The organism is Neptuniibacter sp. (assembly GCF_024231755.1).
Lineage (GTDB): Bacteria > Pseudomonadota > Gammaproteobacteria > Pseudomonadales > Balneatricaceae > Neptuniibacter.
Genome location: NZ_JAAEQH010000123.1, coordinates 1 through 21796, shown reverse-complemented (window position 1 = coordinate 21796; position 21796 = coordinate 1). Strand labels below are relative to the sequence as shown.

The following is a 21796-nucleotide window of genomic DNA, read 5'->3' as shown; positions in this document are numbered from 1 at the left end:
TATAAAGAGTAAGTGAAAAAACCCTCATAAATAACAAAAAGATATCGGGAAAAAGATATGAGTGGATCTCTCTCTGGATTCTACGTAAAAAGCTTATTCTCTGCTGCCGTTGTTACAGCCATCGCTGTAGGTGGTGCGTTTTACTCTGGTGCAGATACAACCATGCTACTGATTGTAGCTATAGCGTCTCTACTTGCCTCAGGCTGTAGCCTCCTCGTCATTCACTCATCGCTCTTAGGTAAACTCAGCCGTGAGGTTCAGCAGGTCAACGCTGGAGAAACCAATCGACTAGAACTATTACCATCTCTTTTTGGCGATATTTTCAGCAGAAACAGCAGTGCCGATGACATTGGGGCAAAGCTTTCCAAAAGCGCTAACGACAATGCGGTATCAGCTGCAGAAGTTTCGTTTTCAGCAGACACACTGAAAACTAAGCTAGACACTCAGGTTAAAGAAGTGTCCCAGATTGCTCAGAATTCTGAAGAGATGACCGTGACCGTACAGCAATCAGCCCAACAAGCTGAAATTGCGGCGGATATGGCTATTCAAGCTAAAAACACCGGTGTCGAAGGTAAGCAGGCACTGACTGAAGCGATGTCTAATATTCGTGAGCTGAACTCTCAAGCTGCTGAAACACTGGTACTGATTGAACAACTCAATGCAAAATCCCTGAAAATTCAGGATGTGACCAAAGTAATCGAAGAGATTGCAGAACAGACTAACCTTCTAGCCTTGAACGCAGCAATTGAAGCAGCCCGCGCCGGTGATCACGGTAGGGGCTTTGCGGTCGTAGCAGATGAGGTTCGCCAACTGGCTTCCCGTACAGCCAGTGCAACCGGCGAAGTAGAAACTATCGTTGATGAGATCCGCGCTGAAACTCAGCAGGTAGTATCCCGCATCCAGACCCTGTCCAGCGACGTTGAACAAGGCACCTCTGCGATGGAAGAGATCAGCGATCAACTCGGTGGTATTTCTGAACAATCTGCTGAAGTAGAAGCACAAATCTCCACAATTGCTGAAGGTGCCCGTAACAACCGGGTTAACCTGGAAACAATCTTCACCTCTCTGCAAACCGTTCGCCACGAACTGGAAGAGAGTGATGACGAAGTGCAACAGCTAGCTCGTCAGGCTGCTGCCCTTATGGAAGCAGCTGAATACTCCAATGCGGTATTAGCTACAGCTTCCGATCAGAACTATCACCAGCAGTTCTATCAGATTGCACGTGATACCGCGGATCAGGTTACTGAAGCATTTGAACGGGCTATCAGCAGCGGTCAGATGAGCGACGCTTCCCTGTTTGATCGTAACTATATTCCTGTTCAGGGCACCAACCCGCAGAAATACCATACTCAGTACGATAAGTTTACTGATCAGGTACTCCCAGGTATTCAGGAACCAGCGCTGTCCAAGCATCAATCCATGGTCTATGCGATTGTTACCGATCCTAACGGCTTTGTTCCTACTCACAATAACCAGTTCGCTAATCCTCCGACAGGTGATTTCGATACTGACCTTGTTAAAAGCCGTAGTAAGCGCTTGTTTAACGACCGCACTGGTGCACGTTGTGGCTGTCATACTGACACTATGCTATTGCAGACTTATAAACGTGACACTGGTGAAATCATGCACGACCTCTCAGTACCAATCTTCTTGAATGGTCGTCACTGGGGTGGTTTACGTATCGGCTACTGGCCAGATAATCACTAAGTTTCTAACAACCGTTGTGGGCTCTCTTTAGAACCGCTGTGGGCACTCTAGACAACCGCTGTAGGCCTACCCTTATCAAACCGCTGTAGGCACATACAGCGGTTTTTTATTACTATTAATACCTTCACAAGCAACCGCATAACTTTATAATTAACCTCTTAACTATATTTATAATTACAATAATCACTCAAACGGCCAAGAGAACAGAGATGAGTAAATTCCAATACGCAGAAATGCCGAATAAAGATGGCTTCTTTGGTGAATTCGGTGGACAGGAGATCCCACCTGAGCTGAAACAGATCATGGACGAGATCAACGACGCATACGAAGAGATCCGCCAGACACCCGAGTTCCAAGAGGAACTGGATCAGCTATTTGCTGACTATGTTGGCCGTCCAAGTCCGATATACCACGCAAAACGCCTGAGTGACAAACTGGGCGGTGCACAGATCTACCTGAAACGCGAAGACCTGAACCACACGGGCGCTCACAAGATAAACCACTGCCTGGGTGAAGCCCTTCTTGCTAAATATATGGGTAAAACCAAAGTTATCGCAGAGACAGGTGCAGGTCAGCACGGTGTTGCACTGGCAACAGCTTGCGCCCTGGTAGGTATTCCATGTGAAATCCACATGGGCCAGGTTGATATCGAAAAAGAACATCCAAACGTAACCAAGATGAAAATCCTGGGTTGTGACCTAATCCCGGTTACCCGCGGAACAGCTACTCTGAAAGATGCAGTAGATAGCGCGTTTGAAGAGTACCTGAAAGATCCGGTTAACTTTATCTACGCGATCGGATCAGTGGTTGGCCCACACCCATTCCCGAAAATGGTACGTGACTTCCAGAGCATCATCGGCAATGAAGCTCGCGAACAGTTCCAGGCGAAAAAAGGCAAGCTACCTGATTTCATCACAGCCTGCGTAGGCGGTGGTTCTAATGCCATGGGCCTATTCACCGCTTTCCTCAATGATGAAGAGGTAAATATCGTAGGTGTTGAACCTGCAGGTAAAGGTCTGGATACCGAGCAGCACTCAGCGACTTTGACTTTGGGTAAGCCAAGTGTTCTACACGGCATGAAATGCTATGTTCTAGAAACTGAAGACGGTGAGCCAATGCCAGTTCACTCAATCGCATCCGGTCTGGACTACCCTGGGGTAGGTCCACAACACAGCTACCTGAAAGAACTGGGCCGTGTTCAGTATGAAACTGCTTCCGATGAGGAATGCCTTAATGCCTTTATGACTCTTTCTCAGGTTGAAGGCATAATCCCTGCGTTAGAAAGTTCCCACGCTGTTGCTTGGGCGATGCGTAAAGCACCTAAGCTTTCCAAAGATCAAGCGATTCTGGTGAACCTATCTGGACGTGGTGATAAAGACGCCGACTACGTTGCAGACAAGCTAGGGCTGTAATTCCAAAAACACAAAGAAAGGATTAGATCTTATTCATCAATCAGTTATTGATTGGTGATATATCTAGTCCTTTCTGACTTCATGCCAAACCTTTCCATAATTCCGCACGCTTATTGCACACAACACGTATTAGAAAGAAAATTTATTCGTTATTAGTGTCTTGTTTGTTCACGGTACTCTGTGGGTGTCATTCCCACTTTATTTTTGAAGAGTCGAGAAAAGTATTGTGGATATTCAAAGCCAAGCGCATAGGCGATAGTTGCTACTGAATCCTCGGAACCCAACAGCAAGTTTTTTGCCCGATCGATCTGGTAGATATGGATATTCTCCAACGCTGTATGGCCTGTTTCTAGTTTCAAAGCATCACTCAGATAACGGGGTGTCATATTCAGCTGACCTGCTATGTCTTCCACTGACGGCATCTGATCAGATGGCAGAGCTTTAAGAGTGTCATTAAAGCGGGTTTCTAACGATGTAGTCTGACTCTCCTTCCGTTGCTGAAACTGGCGTTGATAAAAGCGTTCTGCGTAAGTCAGTAAGGTATTAAGCTGCGAGATCAAAATATCCTTACTGAAAGCATCATGGTTCTGCTCATACTCCTGCTCAAGAGTGTCGAGAATCCCGCTTATTAAGGTTTCCTCTCTAGGGGATAGATGCAACGCCTCATTAATAGCATAGGAAAAGTAATTGGCACCTTCTATATTCTTCTGAATCGAAGTACCGCGTAAAAAGTCTTCGTGAATTAGCACTATCCTGGCATTAGCTTTAGCTATTAATCCTTTAATACGAACAACTTGCCGGGGTGCCATGCAGATTAAGCTGCCATTTCTAAAATCATACTTAGTCCGGCCATAGAAGATATCGCCCTCAATGATATGTTTGAGGCTGATAGAATAAAAGTCAGAACTGATCTCTATATCACCTCCGGAGCAACTAACCTCATTTGTTGTATCCGATTGCATACTGACAACGGAAAACAGAGGATGCTCCGGAGCACTTAAGCCCAGATACTGGTGATAATCATGCAAACTTGAGAAATGTAACTTCTGCGTCATAGTTGTTTCCCTCTACCTCAGGGTAGTACTGAACTACTCATTTACCCAGTGGCTACACTGAGCTGGAAATAAGCTCTAATGTTGAAGCTTCATGCTTCTTTGTATTGAATCCGAGTCTCATTAAACCGTAGATCAAACTGTACTTCTTCCAAAAGGCACGGTTCACCAGCCGGTTTATCTGTTCTTTATCATTGGGCACTTTGGCTTCAATAGGAATAACAGTCTCACCGCATTTGATAGCACCGATAGGATTCTCAATAAAGGCATCATACCAACTGCGTTTAGCAAACTTATACTGCCGGACAAAGAAGCGACCATTCACTTCGACAATTGAGATATCAACAAAACGATGTTTCTCACCAGCACGAATCTGGTGAACTCTATAAGAGTTAATCAGTTTCACTATATCCATATATATCTACCTCCGGTGTTTCTACGAAGACAAAAGCCCTGCCAACACTGAAGGGAATGATGGCAGGTACTTTTCAAATAACGATGGGGTTAGTACTGACGGAAAAACTCATCCATTTTATCTACTGCCAGAGTGACATATTCATCTTTGTCATATAGGTCGACATGGGAAGCACCGTTGATCTCAACAAACAGCTTGGGTTCTGAGGCATGGTCATAATAGTTTTTAGTCAATGGTCCTGTTGCCAAAATACCGCTGGCCGGGTCCATCGCTTTAGAACCGACAATACCAATATAAGGTGTATATAGATAAGGCGCATAGGATTGTGCGTCAGCCAACATTGGCGCTTCTAACATAAATGAAGGCGCTAGATGGTTATAGTTTGGATAAGTCTCAGCCCCTGCACGTTCGGTCATGTAATAATCATATCCTTCGCTTGGTGCAGCCCCTTCTTTTATGGCTGGAATTTCAGCCTCAAAACCTAGCGCATCAACGTAATCAATCTTGCCAGTTTCATAAGCCTTTTGACGGCCTGCATTCTGCATAGCAATCAAACCGGTAACCATTTCCCTATCCATAGTTGCAAAATAGCTTGCCTGATTACCCATCATCCCGGATACAGTCGCAATGGCTTTCAAACGCTTGTCAGTAGTTGCAACCAGTGCCATATAACTGCCAGAAGCACAAACACCCAGACCGTATAGCTTATCTTTGTCTACGAAAGGTAAAGTGCCTGTAAAGCTGATCGCATCACGAATACTGTCCATTTTCACAAATGAGTTTTCGTTGTTTCTGATAACACCCTCGCTATCACCATAACCGGCATGGTCAAAAACCAGGGTTACATAACCCTTCTCTGCCAGGTGTCGACCATAGACAGCACCGGTCTGTTCCTTCACCTGATTAAATGGTGGCGAAAAGATTACTGCAGGGTAAGTCTGGTTTGGGTCAAAACCCTCTGGAAGAAATAACAGTCCTGCCAGCATCAGATCACCGGCCACTGTTTTCGATGCAAAAGTAATTTCGTTGATTCCAGCCTTCAAAGCAGCAAGGAAAGTCATAGCCTTTCTCCTGATAGTTAAGATATGCGGATATCTTATGGAGAGAGCGGTTATCAGTTAATAAACAAAACACCCTTTGTTGTATACAAAACAGCGGAGACATTCTTAATAACTAATTTTCGAGGCCAAAAAACTAAAAAAATACTCTGTTAAACCACACCTAAAACCACACGTTTTATACCTGTATTTGAGACCTAAATTTCTTAAACAATCACTAAATAACTGATTGTTTATTAAGCAAAATTTAATTTTTTTCTCTAATTAGGATAATTAATAATCAGAATTGCTAAATTAGACTTGTAAACTCATGTCCCATAGCTATAACTAAGGTGAGGGTTAATCCGTATCGGGGGTTACGTTTTATCTCTATCCAGTTGTATAGGGATATGCAGTTTGTCGTGTCACGGAGGAGCATTATCTAAAGCTATATGCTGTGGGGACAAGCCATAATGCTTTTAAGTAATCTATCAATACGCAGTAAATTAATACTGACGTCTTTCTTACCCGTATTGGGTATTATCATTCTTATCATCACATCACTGAGTGAACTTAAACAAGCTGATGACGGCGTAGGCCGGATTTATGATGACAGAGTTGTACCACTTGAAGATCTCAAGATAATCGCAGATGACTATGCGGTTTTTGTAATTGATGCAGTCAACAAAGCCAACGCTGGCATAATCACTGGCGATGAAGCACTCAAAGGAATTCGAAGCGCGCGAGCTGAAATTGAGCAAAAATGGGGGAAGTATATGGCTACTGCCCTAACTGCTGAGGAGGCACAACTTGCCAATGAGGCTAAAGGTTTATTTGCCGCTGCTAACAAATCACTGGATGAAGTTGAAACAGCTTTATCCAATTTAGGCTCAGGCAATCTAACTGGCATGCTGAATGACTACGATGGCCCGCTATACACTACTATCGATCCTATCAGTGAAAAAATTGCCGAATTGATCAGCCTTCAGCTCAGTGTCGCTGGTGAAGAGCGCAATACAATTAGTGAGGTTTATGATACCGCCATAGTTGTCATGGCCTCCCTGGGTGTTGCTGTAGCTGCCTTGTTGGTTGTTATAGGCAAACTGCTTTATGGGTCTATCAGAGGGCCTTTGGATAACCTTAACCAGGCTGTTGAACGTGTTGCAGAAAGTTCAGACCTGACCGCTCAGATAGAGGTTAAAGGCAGTGATGAACTTTCTATGATAAGTGGCAACTTCAATAAAATGCTAACCAGAATATTAGCAACCAACGTCTGGAGATTGAACAGGTTGCTAGCGCTATGAATGAGATGGTTTCCACCTCTCAGGATGTTGCGAGCAATGCTGAACAAGCGGATGGGCAAACCCGCTCAATGCAGGATCAAGCCATGCAAGGCAATGAAATTGTGGGTAGTGCTGTGGCATCCACCAATTCCTTGGTAGGTAATGTTTCTGAGGTATCGGAAAAAATACGTGCTGTAGAGAATGATAGTGAAAGCATCGGCTCAATCATCGGCGTTATTAACGATATTGCAGAACAAACCAACCTGTTGGCACTTAACGCAGCTATCGAAGCGGCACGTGCCGGAGACCAAGGGCGTGGGTTCGCCGTTGTAGCGGACGAAGTACGGACACTCGCACAACGTACTCAACAATCAACAACTGAGATACAGCAAGCAATCGAACGTTTACAGTCAGGAACTCGCTCTGCTGTTACAGCAATGGAACAAAGCCAACAGGAAGCAGAACAAGCCGGTAGCAGAGCTGCTGAAGCAGGTGATGCTCTGCAGGGGATTTCAGAATCTGTTGGCATGATCACCGATATGAATACTCATATTGCTTCTGCTAGTGAAGAGCAAACCAGTGTGGCGGAAGAGATTAACCGCTCTCTGGTAGCGATTAATGACGCCTCACAGGAATCTTCTGAAGGTGCTTCCCAACTATCTGCTGCCAGTGAGGAACTTTCTCGCCTAGCCGTAGACCTGAATGCCAAAGTCTCTCAATTCAAGACGGCTTAAAGTTAGACGCTCTAAAAAATGTGGCTACTGAATTCCTTCGGTAGCCACATTTCCATCAAACTATCACTTCCTTTTCTTTCCGCTTTTCTAAGCAATACAAATATCTTTAGGTTTAGCTACCTGCTTTCTGTATGAGGGAATAGATAAGTGAGAATATTTTTTGCGGATAAAAAAACGGGCTCCAAATGGAGCCCGAAAAGCAATTTGCTTCAATGACAAGAGCCATGTGCTTGAAAGACCTGTATTAGAGAACCTTCCAAAATCAGCCTGCGGAGGCGAGAGCTGAAACACATACACGAACATGCAATCTTAAAAAGCATTGCGGCACAGCTAGTGAGGGGAGCCTGCCGCCTGACGTGTTAAAACCAATAATATACGAATGAGAATGATTTACAACACTATTATCAAATATTTTTATTGTTTTTTATGTTCATATAAAAACAGAAATTAAAAAGCCGGATCAGATGATCCGGCTTTGGAGGGAGACGCCAGACCGGTGAGAGTCTGCCTTTGACAAAGACTTTCGAGGGGGAAAATCGATGTCTGTAGTGATCTCCTGTGAGCGTAGGAGATCACTACAATTTTCGGCAATGTTGAGTGAGGTGAGGTCGTCATTGCCTATCACTTATGAGCGATACCGATAATAATGTTACTGAGAATGATTTGCAACAACATTTTTATATATTATTTTATATTTCCTCCAAACCGGCTCTGCGTTAGCATTCTCCCTTTAGATCCCCTTAGATGAAAACAGATGAACTCTAAAAAAATCCAAGCCGATTTTATCCTTCTAATCGTTGCTCTTATCTGGGGATTTGCGTTTGTAGCGCAGCGTTTGGGAGTCGAGTTTCTTGGTCCTTTTGGATTTAATGCCTGTCGTTTTCTACTAGGTGCTTGTTCACTGCTGCCACTTCTCTACTTTTTTAAAACTAAAACTGATCATTGCCCTACTACCCTAATGAAAAGCGGGTTTCTTGCGGGGGTGATCCTATTCGCCGGTGCATCTTTTCAACAAGCGGGATTGGTATTCACGACCGCTGGTAATGCCGGCTTTATTACAGGCTTATATATAATATTTGTCCCTCTGCTTGGCTTACTTGTTGGGCAACTCACCACTTTAAACACATGGGTAGGTGCGGCAGTTGCTGTTATTGGCCTTTATTTCTTAAGCTTTCATGAGTTGAGCAAAGTAAATATCGGAGATGTCTTAGAACTCTTGGGTGCCGTTTGCTGGGCTGCACATGTACTACTCATCGCTAAACTAGCTCCCAAAGTAGACAACCTACGTCTGGCGATCTCGCAGTTTCTGGTGTGCGCATCCTTAAGCGGTATCGTTGCTCTCTTTCTGGAAGCAGATAGTTTCACATTTGAAAATGCAGCCCGGTCGTGGGCACCTATCGCCTATGCAGGGTTAATCTCTGTAGGTATCGCTTACACTTTGCAGATCGTGGCACAGAAGCACGCACCACCTGCCCATGCTGCAATCATTATGAGCCTGGAAGCAGTCGCTGCCGCATTTGGGGGATGGTTAATCCTGAATGAGCAGTTCCGTACAGCGGGAATGATCGGCTGCACATTAATGCTATTTGGTATGTTGTTATCACAATTACCCGGTGTATTAAAATGGAAGAAAAAGAGTGTCTAAGCTAAGCAATATCCCAACAAACATCATTACTGGTTTTCTCGGTGTAGGCAAAACCACAGCGATCAACTCCCTGCTTAGGCAAAAACCTGAAGATGAATCCTGGGCAATTCTGGTTAACGAGTTTGGTCAGATTGGGATAGATCAAACCGTTATGCAGGATGTTGACGGTATAGCTATTAAAGAACTGGTCGGTGGCTGTATCTGTTGTGCATTGGGGCCCGCCCTAACCAGTACACTAACGACGCTGATACGTGAAACCCGTCCAAACCGTCTGATCATAGAGCCAACAGGTATTGGGCACCCTGCAGGCATTATCGATAGCCTGCTAAGTGATCAGTTTAGAGAGGTTCTGGATCTGCGATCTGTAATCTGCCTGTTGGATCCGCGCGCGCTTTCACAGCAAGAGGTAAATGAGCACCCTACTTTTCAGGATCAGCTTAACCTCGCAGATATTGTACTGATCAATAAAACGGATCTGGCTGAACCGGAACAGCTCAAATCGGCTCACTCCTTTACAGAACAACTTTACCCTGCAAAACAGCAGGTACTCGATACTATCCATGGGGAGATCAGTATCTCCCTTCTTGATCATATGAGAAGTGACGGTTTAAGTAGTCAGTTCCCAAATACCCATGATCAGGAGCGTATAGCAAGTGAAGCAAAAGAAAACACGCCCACCCCGCCATTACTTTTCCAGCTGCAACCTCAACCCAGACAGCCCCTTTTAAAATCAGCTACTGGTAACGGCATGCATAGTTGTGGTTGGGTATTCGCTGCAGAAGATCGGTTTACAAGCACAGCACTTTTCGAGTATCTGAATAAGCTGGATATGCAGAGAATTAAAGGTGTCTTCCACACCGATAAAGGCTGGCAGTTCTATAACCGTACTCAGGATGACACCACTGTTTCACCTATCGCCTACCGGCGTGATAGCCGGGTTGAAATCATCAGTGTTCAATCGGAAAACTGGCAGCAGATAGAAGCAGAACTTAAAGCTTTTATTATCGGATCGTGAACCCACCGTGCGACAATTTGTCACTTCTTTTATCATAGGCAAAACACGTAAAATTACCGCGTACTCGGAAAACAGCAGAAATGACAGAAACAGCCAAGGGTAAAGCCTCACCTCTCCTTCAAGCCGCTATTGTAATTATCGCAATCGCTGCTCTGGTTTCTCTCTTGGTTCTGCCGGAGCTGGTGCAAAAGACGCCCCCACAAACTCATCAATTGCATTCAGCTCCCGGGTGCGACTTGACCAGCAGTAGCTGTGTTGCGACGGCAGGAACTGAAGAAAATAGTCAACAGATCAGCCTGAGTATAAAGTCCGAGCAGATCAAATCAGCTGTGCCGCTACTATTTGAGGTGTCACTGGGTAGTAGTAAAGCGGATCAAGTGATGCTCGATCTGAAAGGCAAAGATATGTATATGGGCATCAACCAAGTGATGCTTAACCCGGTACCGGGTAGTGACAATATCTGGCAAGGTGAAGTAACCCTTGCTGTTTGCACTACCGGTGAGATGACATGGATAACATCGGTGATAACCGAAGCCAATGGTCAGATCACCCAGGCCGATTTTGAATTTAAAGCCCACTAGCCAGCAAGAGGTAAGGATTAATACCGATGAAAACACTGCGTAACCTCCTGCTATTAAGTGTAATGATGCTAGTAGGCGTAGCTATCGCATTCTACTTCCGTCCACAACCCGTTGATCAACGTATCGCGCTTGGTGAGCAACTAGGTGGCGAGTTCTCTCTGCAGTCAGTACAGGGCGAACTAAAACTATCTGATTTCCGTGGACAGGTTGTCCTATTCTTTATCGGTTATGCCTCCTGCCCAGACGTTTGCCCAACGGCATTAGCCGTGGCATCACAGGGTCTGAAGCAACTTTCAGAACAGGAGCAAAAGCAAGTTGCCGGTATTTTTATGAGCGTAGACCCAGACCGGGATACACCTGAGAAGCTCACCAAATATGCCCAGTTCTTCCACCCTAATTTCCGTGGAGCCACATCACCTGACCGCGCCAAAATCGACCAGATCGTAAAACAATACGGCGCCTTCTATCGAATGGTGGATTTGAAAGACTCAGCTATGGATTATGCGGTGGATCACTCTTCCCGACTTTATCTGATCGATCAACAAGGCAAACTGGCTAAGGCACTGACACATTCCACCAGCCCAAAACAACTGGCTGAAGAGATTCGCAGTTTACTTTAATAGGAATAAATAATGATCAAATCTCTCCTGAAACAGAGCTGCATTCTGGCAACTCTTAGCCTTTCTAGCATTGCGCTTGCAGAAGTCAGCGTGGAAGATGCTTATGCCCGTGCTGTACCTCCAGGGCAGATGATTACAGCATCATTTATGACACTTAAGAATACTGATGATAACGAAGTCGCATTGGTTGCAGCTGAGTCTAGTGCAGCCAAAGCGGTGGAACTGCATAACCATATTAACCAAGATGGCGTAATGAAAATGCGCAAGGTAGAGCAGATCAACGTTCCCGCTGCAGGCTCCACTGTTCTTAAGCCGGGTGGACTTCACGTGATGTTGATCGGTTTGCATAATGATCTGACAGAAGGTCAGGAGATCGACCTGACACTGAAATTCTCAGACGGCAGCACCCAAACACTCACAGTTCCTGTTAAGAAAGCAATGGATGGCATGAAAGGCCATAGTCATGGTGGCGGCCACCATCACCACTGATCATACATACTCATACAAGCCCGGTACTGACCGGGCTTTTTTGTCTATCATCCATGCAGATCACTTGTTTGCTATGACGAGCGGCCTGCCAAACCATGTTCCTCTTTCCATTTTGGATTACTCATAGCCAAAACAGGTTGCTCGAAGAACGCAGGAAATTCCTGCTGTGTCTCATAGTCGCTAAGGTCCGGTGCTTTGGTCATTAACATTTTTAAGAAAAAGCGTAATGCGCATATCCTTTTAGAGAAGGAGCGATCCCGCAAATTTGATTGATCCAGTTCTCTCTTTAAAATTGTTTTAAAACTTTCTGCCTCAGAGCCTGTAATGGTTTTAACCACATCAGTTACTCCGCCATCACATGAAAAAGCACCCTGCTCTAAATCATCCAGATAATGGCTAACATTTAAAAGCTGATAAGTTGGAAACCCCATCGCTGTGAGCGACTTGAATAGCATTTTCTTTGAAATATGCATCGGCTTGATATTTCGGCCAAGCACTTTTGAGTAAGTATCAATGACATCCTTATGAGAGATTAACTTTGGTCCGGTTATCCTGTAGGTCTGTCTGTTATGAGATTCAGGATCACTCAGAATTTGAGCAATAACACGTCCCTGATCCTCTTCCGAAGGCGGCGCATTCAACCCAACAATGCCAAGCTGGTCTTCATCTAAAAGCGTTGGATAGATCCCCAGTTGGGTCACCATCTGCAGGGTAAAAAAGTAAGTAAAACTGAATAGCCCAGTGTTAATAAAGGTATAACCCACACGGTTATGCAGCATCGCAATCTGCTTACCTAACCACTGTTCCCGTGTATTTATGGCGGGATGCTCTGCAGCCACCAGCCACTGGGTCATATACACCACATGCTCAAGCCCTGCCTGTTCTGCAGCAATCACAAAGTTAGCTGTTTTTAATAAGGCATTACGATCAAATGGCGCGCAAAAATATGCACGTTGAACATCAATAAGCGCAGCTTGAATATCCCGATAGTCATCCAGATTACCCCGAATAACTTCCGCCCCCAATGCCTTTAAGTTCTCAACCTTTTCGGAATCCGTATTTCGCACCATCACTCTTACGGGAAGCCCCCCCTCCAGTAATGCCTTTGCTGTTGTATAGCCAGTATGACCGTTCGCTGCAGTCACAAGAATTTTCTGTTGTTTCGTGGGATGACGCATGACTCACCTCATATTGCCTGTTCACTTGCTGAAGATATTGTCATGCTCTACCATGAGCCATAAGACTCATTTACGACAAAAAAAGTCCAAATGCGCCACGATAAGAAAACATTCAAAGTAAACATACTCGCCAGCGAAAACGCACTGTTTTCAACAATCTTTGGCCCCTTTGATATGCTGATTCAGGCAGGTGTCTTCTGGAATATACTCGTTGGCCAACAGCCAGAACCCCCCTTTGAAGTTAAAATCACAAGTATTGATGGTAATAGGATCACCGGACTAGCCGGAGCAGAACTGACACCTCACTGCAGTATTAACGATAGCGAATTTTATGACCTGATTATCGTTCCATCTGAAGGTATGCTAATTAACCCTGATAGCCCCTCATTCCAGCAGCGTGTTCACTATATTAAACGGATGCATGAACAAGGTTCTCTTATCGCCAGCATCTGCACAGGAGCCTTTTTAGTCGCAGCAACAGGCCTACTGGATCATAAAACCGCAACCACACACTGGGCTTTAGCTCCTCAATTTGAAGCTGCATTTCCCAAAGTAAATCTAGATACAGACCTGATCATAGCTGACAACGATAGCGTTATTACCTCCGGAGGCGTCAGTGCCGATCAGGATTTAACTATGGCCCTGATCGAAAATTTCTGTGGGCAGGAAGTATCTTTACAGACCGCCAGATGCACCTTGGTCGATCTTTCCCACCGCAAGCAGTCTACCTTCAAGACCTTTATTGCTAACAAAGTGCATGGCGATCAAGAGATCTTAAAGTGCCAATCTTTTATTGAAGAAAACCTGAACAGAGAAGTCTCCACCGAAGAGGTCTGCAAGAAAGTTGCTTTAACACCACGAACACTTAACCGTAGATTTAAACAGGCAACCGGGAAGACACTGGTCACCTATATTCAGCTACTAAGGATTGAACAAGCCAAACAATTATTAGCAACGGGAAACGCATCCTTCGACCACATTGCTAATTCAGTAGGCTACGAAAACGTCAGCTATTTCAGGCGCTTGTTTAAGAAGTATGTAGGCCTAGCACCGAAAGAGTACAGGCGTTCATTTTCTAGTGCAGATAATGGGGGCAGACTCTGAGTAACCGCTTTATTTCTAGCAAGTGTTAGAAATAAACAAGGTCAGAAGAGACCGCCATAAGTTATAATATAACTTTTCCAGTCAGCATTAAGGCTCTACCCAATGCCATTTAAATTTTTCTACACCAACTATTCTACAGATAAACATGTGCGCTCGGATGAAGCCGTATCTGAAACCCTAGAGAACGTAGTTCTGCATATGCAGAGTATGCTGAATGAGCCGGATAACTTTGTTGGTTTGATTGATAAGAACAATCTGATGCTGCAGTTTATGGTTGAAGATGACGGTTCGATTCTGGTGGATGTACCGATGCATGAACGTAAAGGTTCATTTACTAAACATGCTGACTTGAACGAGTCGATTGAGATTGTGCGCAGTCTTAATGATGAGATTGTGTGGGAAGAGATCGACGGGTTGCTGTTTAAGAATTGGTAAGCCACTCTTAAACCGTTAAAGGCAGTTAATGGATCAAAGCCCTTCTCTCATTAATGTGACTAGGCTCGCTACTAGAATAAAGACACAGATTGGTTCTACCCCGATAACTCGGACGGTCAGTTAAGAGCGTTCTGAGTCAGCTTACGCTTTTTCCTCTGGTTATAAAATCGTTCGATATAATCAAATACATCTGACCTTGCTTCAGATCGGGTTCGGTAATTTCGTCTATTCACTCTTTCTCGTTTTAGAAGACCGAAGAAGCTTTCTGCTGCTGCGTTGTCGTAACAACTACCCACTGCACTCATGCTTGATATCACATTGTGATCTGACAAGAAGCGTTGGTACTCATAGCTGGTGAACTGAGAGCCACGATCAGAGTGCAGCACAACGGGATTGCCATGATCTTTCTGCCATAAAGCCATTAACACTGCCTGGATAACTAGCAGTTTCTCCATCGTTTGACTCATAGACCAACCCACAACAACTCCGTGGTACAGATCAATCACAACAGCCAGATACAACCATCCTTCCCTCGTCGGGATATAGGTTATATCAGTGACCCATTTCACATTAGGCAGAGCTGCCGTGAAGTCTCTTTCTAAATGGTTGAGTACGTAGTCAGGGCGTTCCCCTGACTTTTTCTTACGCCATCGCTTAATCGACGGTATTCCAACCAGGTTACTGGCCTTCATCAGCCTAGCAACGCGATTGAGGCTGCATCGCTCCCCTTCATACTGGAACTCTTCCCATATACGAGGGCTACCAAATACACCATCACTGGCCTGATGGAGCTGGTTTATCCTGCGGCTTAAACGCGCATTATCTTGATGTCTTTGGCTAGGCTTGCGAGTACGCCAGTCGTAATAGCCGCTGGCAGATACCTTCAGCAAACGGCACATCATTCGTACAGGGAATGCATCGCGGCAGCGTTCAATCATGTGGTACTTCACTTGGGTTGTTTGGCGAAGTACGCTGCCGCTTCTCTTAAAAAATCTCGTTCCTTCTTAACTTGGGCAAGCTCACGCTTCAACTTTGCGACTTCTTCATCACGGGGATTACCATGACCTGTGAATGCTTTTTTATCAGGTGCTTCATACTCTTTAATCCAGCGATGAAGGTTGCCTGCATTAATGCCTAAACCACGAGCCACTTCTGCAATACTGGCTTCAGGCTGGAGAGCGAGAGCAACAGCTTCACGCTTATATTCTTCGGAATATTTTCTTCGGGAATGGGACATCTAAACACCTCGTTAAAGTAGATTATCTACTCTTAACTAGGTGTCCGACAAATCGGGGTAGAACCAGATATACTCTTACCCATTTAAAGATACTGACAAGTAAATCGCTCTCGAGGGATAATAATAGCTGGTGCTTTCGCATCGACATGCCTGCGTTTCAGGTGTGGGTTAACTTATCAGTACCTAAAGGCAGGTGAGATGAGTGGCAAAGAAAAAGCCAGAAAGCCCAATGTATCTGTGGCAATGACCAACCTGATTGAGCAGGTCAGAGCTGTTATTCCATTTGATATACCACCTTCTCAACTATGCGATGGACCTTGTACTGGTTGCCCGAAAAAGCTGATTGAATACCTGGATACAGAGCTTGAAGAATGGGAATACCGAATTAAACAAGATGAACAGCCCAGTCTTGGAGATGTTCATAGGTTAGGGAAGACGAGTAAAAGAATTTACGTTGCATTGAAAAAGAATGGTTTGATTCAGGAGTAATCTCTCTTCGAAATCTTATTGATAACTAAAGTAGATTAGCCCTGACCATTGCCCATTTTTTCCTAGCCACTAGCAGCCGAAAGAGTTCTAGCTACTCGTAGCTGAGCTTCGCTGAGCGTGCTCTTACAGCTGAAACTCCGCCTTAGTAAGTCCTTCCTTACCTGACTGCTTCATCAACGCCTCAACGAGCAACCCCACCCTTTCCGGCATTTCCCCATCTATTAGTTGATGGACCATTGAGTGAACATTTTCTTTAAACGAGTTGCTGGCCCCAATATCGGAGGCTAGGTTATCGGCGCTGAAGTGAAACTTATGCCCTGCAGCCTGAGACATTAGCCATTCAAAAGCCTGGGGGCGTACTTCAACCTTTTCAAACTCAGCCTGTTCATCGGCAGTGCGGCCATCGGGTTTATACCAGTAGCCAAAGTCGACCAGCTCACGGCGTTTAGCACCAGCAACACACCAGTGGGCGATCTCATGCAGCGCACTGGCGTAGAAGCCGTGGGCAAAGATTACGCGGTTGTGAGGGTTCTCCTCATCAGCGGGTAGATAGATTGGTTCATCATCTCCGCGGACTAAGATTGTATTGTAGGTCTCTTTAAACAGGCTATTGAACAGTTCAATCAGCTCTTCTACTACGGGTTCTTTCACTTATATCACTTAGTTTAGGTAGGGTTGCCAGGTATTCTGTTTCAGCCACCATGTATCACCACTAATACGGTCGATACGAGAGGCAACATAACCTTTTACATCTTTGTCAGCGCGTAACACTGTAACTTCGTATTCCGAAGTTGTACGGGTACCGCTCTCTTCAAGCAGGTTCCACTGGCCTTGATCTGCCAGCCATGTTTCTCCCGAATAACGGTGGTAGCGGATCAGTACCCACTGTCCTTTAGAGGTGTACGAGGAAGCAACACGGTAGGGGCCATCCTGAACCTGACTGCTCAGCTCATTCGCCATCATGGTGATTTGATCTAGCACTGAGTTAAAGGCTTCTGGATCGCCCTGCTGTCCATTAGCCTTAGCATTAGTAGTTGCAGCATCTGCATCAAAAAGGCCGGTTTTCAGTGATTGTAACTGTACAAACAATGCCTGGTTCTGCAGTTGCATCTCAGCGCTTTGCGCTTTGATCTGGAGCAGATGATCCTGAACCGCAGTCAGGCGGTTGGCGATCATATCCAACTCACTAGGCGGTTCCTCAATAACCTGCTGCTTTTTCGCTTGTGGTGAACGGTCTGTAATCTGCCTTTGCGGATTGATTGCCGTTTCCTGCTGCTCAGCCTGAGCTTGTTCCGTAGATTCCGGTTTCACCCCTGATGAACCACAGGCAGTTAAAAACAGAATCATCGATAAGAAGAATAACCTTGAAATAGACACCGCTTCGCTCCAGATGCAATGATCACGAGCGGCTATTCTAACCTATTATGCTGAGCTTGAAAGTAGCACTGTTTGTCCTCTACATAAGCTGCGCAATTGGGCAATCCTGATTAACGAAAACACCAATCTGAGTTTGGAATAAAGCGGTTTCTGCGAAAGCGATACCCTCAAGGTTATTTAACTCCACCCAAACATAACTTTTAAGGTGCTCATCCCCTAGGGCAACTTCTACTCTACCCATCTGAAGCATTCTAAGACCCTGGCTGATTTCGTCGACAAATATTGGTTTCAAACCAGATTTAATAAAGCGTTGATATAGCTGACTGCTTCTATCTGAACGTAGTAACGCCACTCGATACCCTTTCAGCTCTTCAAGCTGAGTCCAGTTAATTAAAGGATCATTGAGTTTATGATAAAGACCTATTTTGAATTGCTGCTCTGCAAGGGCTAGAAACCTAGTCTTATCTGTCACTGGAGCAGGATAAAAGCTGAGACACCAATCCCCTTGTTTAATTTTTTGCTGTAAACGTGCAGGGGGAAGAAAAAGCGGCTTAATCTGGAATTGGTCTACCGCTTCCAGACGCTGCTTTAACAAACGGAATGAAACCCCATTGCTCTCAACTTTGCTGGTGGTGAAAGGGGGATACTCTACAGCAAGTACCTCAACGACGGTGGTTGCGTACAGTTTACTTTGAAAGAAAATTTGAAAGAAAAGAAGTAAACCAAAAACACTTACAAAATATCGCACTATTTTACTCAACTATTTGACATGTTCACAGCATAGTTGAGATTTCAGAAACAACAAAGCCCCTGCTCTGTTAAAGCAGGGGCTTTTCATAGCAGGCCCTCAATAAGGGTTAAACAGTTTTGCTGTAACCTGCAATACCTGGGTTATCCGCTACGTTCTTAAGAACTGGTGTATTCAGTTTCTCAATACGTGCGACCTGTTTGTCACGCAGATGTTCTGCAACAACATCCCAGATAATCGGGCCATCGGACTTGGCACCCACTGTCGCCCAACCGGAAACAGTGTAGGTCTTGTTAGCTTCTATCTTCTCACCGTTATCCAGTGTCATCTCGGTAATACGCTTACCGATCGGCTGCAACGGATCACAGATATAATCAAAACCACCGACACGTACCATATCACCACCAGACTGCAGGTATGGTTCTGGGTTAAAGATATTGTCAGCAACATCTTCCAGAATCAGCTTCAGTTCGGAGCCTTTCATCGGACGTACGTAGGTTTCCGGATAAGTCAGACAAGTCTGATCCAGAACGTGCTCCATAGTAATCTTCTGACCTTCCAGCACCGTTGTACCCCAACGGAAGCCCGGAGACAGTGAGATCTGCGCATTGTTAACGTCCATCAGTGCATTACAGATCAACTGATCAAATGTACCGTTGAAGTTACCACGGCGGAACATAACCTCATCAGCCAATGCCAACTCTTCGCTCAGCCAATCCATGTGCGGCGCACGGATCTCGTCGATCAGCTTAGCCATTGCCGGATCAGCAGGCAGGATCTCAGAGAACACAGGTAACAAACGGTAGTTATAGCCCTGAACCTTACCGTTACGGATATCCATATCCATGACACCCAGGAATTTGCCGTTAGAACCCACGTTACAAACCAGGGTCTGGCCTGCGTTGTTTTTCACGGTGGTTGGCTGTGGCATACCATCGTGGGTATGACCACCCAAAATCACATCGATACCGGATACGCGGGATGCCATTGCGATATCCACATCCATACCGTTATGCGAGATCACCACGACAGCATCGACTTTCTCTTCAGCACGGATCTGATCAACCAGTTCCTGCATTTCGCTGTCATAGATATCGAAGGTCCAATCCGGGATAAAACGAGCAGGGTTAGCGATCTTAGTACGAGGGAACGCTTGCCCGATCACAGCGATACGTGCGCCACCCATCTCTTTGATGGTATACGGCTTGAACACGTGACCGCTATCTTCGTCATAAACGTATTCATCTGCACCATCAAACAGCGCATCTTCCGTGGCAAAGATATTGTTTGCCAGAAACTCACCATTGAAGGCTTTGATGTTGTTAAGAATCTCTTCCTGATGGTAAGTAAACTCCCAGTGACCGGTCATGATATCCACGCCCAGTTCATTGGTCGCTTTTACCATATCCATACCACGGGTTTTAAAGGCTGTACCTGAACCCTGCCAAGTATCACCACCGTCCAGCAGCAGTGTATTATCTGCGCCGTAGCTTTCACGCAGACGAGTCACCAGTGTTTTAAGATGAGCGAAACCACCCACTTTACCGTACTGGCTGGCTGCATCGCCGAAATTCAGATAAGAAAAAGCGTGGGCTTCCAGAGTGCCCGGTGCGATTCCAAAATGATTAAGCAGTTTGTCACCCACTAGGTGAGGTGCCTTACCAAGCGCAGGACCAACACCAATGTTTACATTGGGCTCACGAAAATAGATGGGTAGCAGCTGCGCATGACAGTCAGTCATATGCAGCAGACGAACATTACCGCTGTTAGGTACTTCGTACAGTTCACCCGGCTGTTTTTTGGCAGCAAAACCGGTAACAGGCAGCACTCCTGCTGCACCCGCCATACCCAGCAAACGGGCAAACTCACGGCGTGTCATAGACATATTAAATCACCCTAATATTCTGTCTTGGGGTAAAAAAATGCCTGCGGTCACTGTGTGAACGGCAGGCATTTTCTTAGGCTTCTAGTCAGTTCACCTTACTGAGGTACTGATAGATGCCAGTTCTTTTGAGCATAGTGGTATTGCTGAATACCGATACGCGCGTGGTACTTAGCCTGTGCGGCCAGATCCAGCGCTTTCTGGTATTCACCCCCATCGATCGCCTTCTTTGCGTCTTTGAGGAGTCCGCGAGTAAGTTTCCATTCGAAACCCAGCTCAGCCACTTCTTTGTTTTTGGCTTTTGCTTTAGCTAGCAGATCTTCTGCATTAGCTTTAGTCGCTTCTACCGATGCCTCAACTTCTTCCTGGTGATTAGTTGAGTACTCTTTGCCATTCCAGGTAAACATATGATTTTTACCGTACATCGCACGGTTCATTTCAAATGCTTCCTGGAAAGTCTCCGCCGCTGCGAATGTTGGTGCTAGTGCCAGAGCAGCAGCAATAATCAAACCTTTCTTCATTTTGCTACCCTCCAATTATTTACGTGCACCAGGACCATTCGCTATCAGACCGTTAGACATGTAAGTCTGGAAATATTCCAGATTACGCAGTCTCTCTGCCTGAGGCTTCAATGGCCAAGAACGGGAATCTTTATGACAACCACTGTAACGACGGTGAAGTGTACCCAGAGAACCCCACTTAGAACGGAACACAGGGAAATGTGTTACGTGACCCAGCTGTGGACTAGGCAGGTCCGCACGAATCGCTATGTTTGTACCCTGAACGTGACAGTTTGCGCAGGACAAGTTCAGCTGACCACGTTTAGCATAGAAGAACTTTTTACCGTCCAGATATGCCGCCATCGCACGTGAATCATCTGCTGGAATCTGAATGTCGAAAACTTTGTCACGGGAAGTCCAGGCCATGTACGCAGAAATCTGCGCGATTTCGCCTTTACCCCATTTCAAAGGTTTTTCGCCATTCGCTTCACGACACTCGTTAATCTCCTGTTCCAGAGTTTTAACGGTACCTTCCTCTTTGTTCCAGTATGGGAAGTTCTGGCGAATACCAATACCACCGTTTTCGAAACAATCAGCATAGCCTTTGCCGTTTGCAAAAGGTGTATTAAACAGCTCTTCACCTTTCTCTACGTCAAACTCATATGGAGGAAACTCTTCCAGCTCTTCCCACTGTTCACGTGAGGCTGCATCAACTGCATAGATACCATTAACGTAATCTGCAATCTCAGACTCAGGGAAACGAGACTTGAAGTAGTTCTGTAAAGCAATCCTATCCGCTTCAGGATTAACGGTTTTCATGTCGAAACCGGAATCCGCTGCGTAGGTCATTTGAGAT

23 protein-coding genes are annotated in these 21796 nt (G+C 45.4%); 12 read left to right on the top strand and 11 right to left on the bottom strand.

The annotated features are described in order from the left end of the window. Nucleotides 1-57: 57 nt before the first annotated feature. Nucleotides 58-1707 carry a methyl-accepting chemotaxis protein gene (locus GY843_RS07330; protein ID WP_297308068.1) on the top strand — a complete coding sequence of 550 codons (1650 nt, stop codon included), beginning with the start codon at nt 58-60 and terminating at the stop codon, nt 1705-1707. 209 nt (nt 1708-1916) lie between these two features. After that, a complete protein-coding gene (gene trpB / locus GY843_RS07325; protein ID WP_297308066.1) occupies nt 1917-3119 on the top strand; it encodes a tryptophan synthase subunit beta in 1203 nt (400 codons plus the stop codon). Nucleotides 3120-3271: 152 nt separating this feature from the next. Here trpB and GY843_RS07320 read toward each other — a convergent pair whose 3' ends face one another. From GY843_RS07320 to GY843_RS07310, 3 genes are all read right to left on the bottom strand, one after another. Beyond that, nucleotides 3272-4174 (bottom strand): AraC family transcriptional regulator, encoded by a 903-nt coding sequence (locus GY843_RS07320; RefSeq protein WP_297308064.1) that lies wholly within the window; start codon nt 4172-4174, stop codon nt 3272-3274. 52 nt (nt 4175-4226) lie between these two features. Beyond that, on the bottom strand, nt 4227-4586 hold the full coding sequence (locus GY843_RS07315; protein WP_297308062.1) for a DUF2255 family protein: 360 nt from the start codon (nt 4584-4586) through the stop codon (nt 4227-4229). A gap of 89 nt (nt 4587-4675) precedes the next feature. Beyond that, complete coding sequence (locus GY843_RS07310) at nt 4676-5647, bottom strand: alpha/beta hydrolase (protein WP_297308060.1); 972 nt, start codon at nt 5645-5647, stop codon at nt 4676-4678. A 449-nt stretch (nt 5648-6096) separates the two neighbouring features. On the opposite strand from GY843_RS07310, the gene GY843_RS07305 reads away from it, so the two are divergent. The 7 genes from GY843_RS07305 to GY843_RS07275 all read left to right on the top strand — a co-directional run bounded on the left by GY843_RS07305 (nt 6097) and on the right by GY843_RS07275 (nt 11990). Further along, nucleotides 6097-6927: an MCP four helix bundle domain-containing protein gene (locus GY843_RS07305; RefSeq protein ID WP_297308058.1), complete on the top strand. Its 831-nt coding sequence runs from the start codon at nt 6097-6099 to the stop codon at nt 6925-6927. Next, entirely contained in the window at nt 6924-7640 is a 717-nt protein-coding gene (locus GY843_RS07300; protein ID WP_297308056.1) for a methyl-accepting chemotaxis protein, read from the top strand. Before GY843_RS07305 ends, GY843_RS07300 begins: the two co-directional genes overlap by 4 nt. A gap of 754 nt (nt 7641-8394) precedes the next feature. Next, nucleotides 8395-9285, top strand: a complete 891-nt coding sequence (locus GY843_RS07295) for a DMT family transporter (RefSeq protein WP_297308054.1) — start codon at nt 8395-8397, stop codon at nt 9283-9285. Continuing rightward, a complete protein-coding gene (locus GY843_RS07290) occupies nt 9278-10300 on the top strand; it encodes a GTP-binding protein (RefSeq protein ID WP_297308050.1) in 1023 nt (340 codons plus the stop codon). The genes GY843_RS07295 and GY843_RS07290 overlap by 8 nt, the downstream gene beginning before the upstream one ends. 80 nt (nt 10301-10380) lie before the next feature. Next, a complete protein-coding gene (locus GY843_RS07285) occupies nt 10381-10881 on the top strand; it encodes a hypothetical protein (RefSeq protein WP_297308047.1) in 501 nt (166 codons plus the stop codon). Nucleotides 10882-10907: 26 nt separating this feature from the next. Then, on the top strand, nt 10908-11501 hold the full coding sequence (locus tag GY843_RS07280; protein WP_297308045.1) for an SCO family protein: 594 nt from the start codon (nt 10908-10910) through the stop codon (nt 11499-11501). 12 nt (nt 11502-11513) lie between these two features. Next, nucleotides 11514-11990: a copper chaperone PCu(A)C gene (locus GY843_RS07275; RefSeq protein WP_297308043.1), complete on the top strand. Its 477-nt coding sequence runs from the start codon at nt 11514-11516 to the stop codon at nt 11988-11990. A 71-nt stretch (nt 11991-12061) separates the two neighbouring features. Here GY843_RS07275 and GY843_RS07270 read toward each other — a convergent pair whose 3' ends face one another. Further along, nucleotides 12062-13168, bottom strand: coding sequence for an NmrA family NAD(P)-binding protein (locus GY843_RS07270; protein WP_297308041.1), 1107 nt, complete (start codon nt 13166-13168; stop codon nt 12062-12064). 90 nt (nt 13169-13258) lie between these two features. On the opposite strand from GY843_RS07270, the gene GY843_RS07265 reads away from it, so the two are divergent. After that, nucleotides 13259-14272 (top strand): GlxA family transcriptional regulator, encoded by a 1014-nt coding sequence (locus GY843_RS07265; RefSeq protein ID WP_297308039.1) that lies wholly within the window; start codon nt 13259-13261, stop codon nt 14270-14272. 102 nt (nt 14273-14374) lie between these two features. Further along, entirely contained in the window at nt 14375-14707 is a 333-nt protein-coding gene (locus GY843_RS07260) for a hypothetical protein (RefSeq protein ID WP_297308037.1), read from the top strand. A 116-nt stretch (nt 14708-14823) separates the two neighbouring features. Here the strand turns inward: GY843_RS07260 and GY843_RS07255 are convergent. Next, nucleotides 14824-15944, bottom strand: a protein-coding gene (locus tag GY843_RS07255; RefSeq protein ID WP_297308036.1) for an IS3 family transposase whose coding sequence is annotated in 2 segments (ribosomal slippage) — nt 14824-15692 and nt 15692-15944 — 1122 coding nt in all. Because the reading frame shifts where the segments join, the coding sequence is not laid out codon by codon here. A 198-nt stretch (nt 15945-16142) separates the two neighbouring features. Between GY843_RS07255 and GY843_RS07250 the strand changes: the two genes are divergently transcribed. Continuing rightward, nucleotides 16143-16433: a hypothetical protein gene (locus tag GY843_RS07250; protein WP_297308034.1), complete on the top strand. Its 291-nt coding sequence runs from the start codon at nt 16143-16145 to the stop codon at nt 16431-16433. Nucleotides 16434-16556: 123 nt separating this feature from the next. Here GY843_RS07250 and GY843_RS07245 read toward each other — a convergent pair whose 3' ends face one another. The 6 genes from GY843_RS07245 to soxA form a co-directional block, all read right to left on the bottom strand. Beyond that, nucleotides 16557-17084 (bottom strand): elongation factor P hydroxylase, encoded by a 528-nt coding sequence (locus GY843_RS07245; protein WP_297308032.1) that lies wholly within the window; start codon nt 17082-17084, stop codon nt 16557-16559. Between the two features lie 9 nt (nt 17085-17093). Next, entirely contained in the window at nt 17094-17780 is a 687-nt protein-coding gene (locus GY843_RS07240) for a hypothetical protein (protein WP_297308030.1), read from the bottom strand. A 109-nt stretch (nt 17781-17889) separates the two neighbouring features. Then, a complete protein-coding gene (locus GY843_RS07235; protein WP_297308027.1) occupies nt 17890-18558 on the bottom strand; it encodes a hypothetical protein in 669 nt (222 codons plus the stop codon). A gap of 109 nt (nt 18559-18667) precedes the next feature. Further along, nucleotides 18668-20443, bottom strand: coding sequence for a thiosulfohydrolase SoxB (gene soxB, locus GY843_RS07230; protein WP_297308025.1), 1776 nt, complete (start codon nt 20441-20443; stop codon nt 18668-18670). A 95-nt stretch (nt 20444-20538) separates the two neighbouring features. Next, complete coding sequence (locus GY843_RS07225; protein WP_297308023.1) at nt 20539-20961, bottom strand: hypothetical protein; 423 nt, start codon at nt 20959-20961, stop codon at nt 20539-20541. Between the two features lie 15 nt (nt 20962-20976). Next, on the bottom strand, nt 20977-21796 hold an 820-nt coding region (soxA, locus tag GY843_RS07220), incomplete at its 5' end, for a sulfur oxidation c-type cytochrome SoxA (RefSeq protein WP_297308022.1).

What these genes read in the sequence shown, in the direction of transcription:
- GY843_RS07280 (WP_297308045.1), top strand. Translation starts at nt 10,908, where the DNA reads ATGAAAACACTGCGTAACCTCCTGCTATTAAGTGTAATGATGCTAGTA.
- GY843_RS07250 (WP_297308034.1), top strand. Translation starts at nt 16,143, where the DNA reads ATGAGTGGCAAAGAAAAAGCCAGAAAGCCCAATGTATCTGTGGCAATG.
- GY843_RS07265 (WP_297308039.1), top strand. Translation starts at nt 13,259, where the DNA reads ATGCGCCACGATAAGAAAACATTCAAAGTAAACATACTCGCCAGCGAA.
- GY843_RS07330 (WP_297308068.1), top strand. Translation starts at nt 58, where the DNA reads ATGAGTGGATCTCTCTCTGGATTCTACGTAAAAAGCTTATTCTCTGCT.
- GY843_RS07320 (WP_297308064.1), bottom strand. Translation starts at nt 4,174, where the DNA reads ATGACGCAGAAGTTACATTTCTCAAGTTTGCATGATTATCACCAGTAT.
- GY843_RS07315 (WP_297308062.1), bottom strand. Translation starts at nt 4,586, where the DNA reads ATGGATATAGTGAAACTGATTAACTCTTATAGAGTTCACCAGATTCGT.
- GY843_RS07305 (WP_297308058.1), top strand. Translation starts at nt 6,097, where the DNA reads ATGCTTTTAAGTAATCTATCAATACGCAGTAAATTAATACTGACGTCT.
- GY843_RS07295 (WP_297308054.1), top strand. Translation starts at nt 8,395, where the DNA reads ATGAACTCTAAAAAAATCCAAGCCGATTTTATCCTTCTAATCGTTGCT.
- GY843_RS07285 (WP_297308047.1), top strand. Translation starts at nt 10,381, where the DNA reads ATGACAGAAACAGCCAAGGGTAAAGCCTCACCTCTCCTTCAAGCCGCT.
- GY843_RS07300 (WP_297308056.1), top strand. Translation starts at nt 6,924, where the DNA reads ATGAATGAGATGGTTTCCACCTCTCAGGATGTTGCGAGCAATGCTGAA.
- GY843_RS07310 (WP_297308060.1), bottom strand. Translation starts at nt 5,647, where the DNA reads ATGACTTTCCTTGCTGCTTTGAAGGCTGGAATCAACGAAATTACTTTT.
- trpB (WP_297308066.1), top strand. Translation starts at nt 1,917, where the DNA reads ATGAGTAAATTCCAATACGCAGAAATGCCGAATAAAGATGGCTTCTTT.
- GY843_RS07240 (WP_297308030.1), bottom strand. Translation starts at nt 17,780, where the DNA reads ATGATTCTGTTTTTAACTGCCTGTGGTTCATCAGGGGTGAAACCGGAA.
- soxB (WP_297308025.1), bottom strand. Translation starts at nt 20,443, where the DNA reads ATGTCTATGACACGCCGTGAGTTTGCCCGTTTGCTGGGTATGGCGGGT.
- GY843_RS07270 (WP_297308041.1), bottom strand. Translation starts at nt 13,168, where the DNA reads ATGCGTCATCCCACGAAACAACAGAAAATTCTTGTGACTGCAGCGAAC.
- GY843_RS07225 (WP_297308023.1), bottom strand. Translation starts at nt 20,961, where the DNA reads ATGAAGAAAGGTTTGATTATTGCTGCTGCTCTGGCACTAGCACCAACA.
- GY843_RS07260 (WP_297308037.1), top strand. Translation starts at nt 14,375, where the DNA reads ATGCCATTTAAATTTTTCTACACCAACTATTCTACAGATAAACATGTG.
- GY843_RS07275 (WP_297308043.1), top strand. Translation starts at nt 11,514, where the DNA reads ATGATCAAATCTCTCCTGAAACAGAGCTGCATTCTGGCAACTCTTAGC.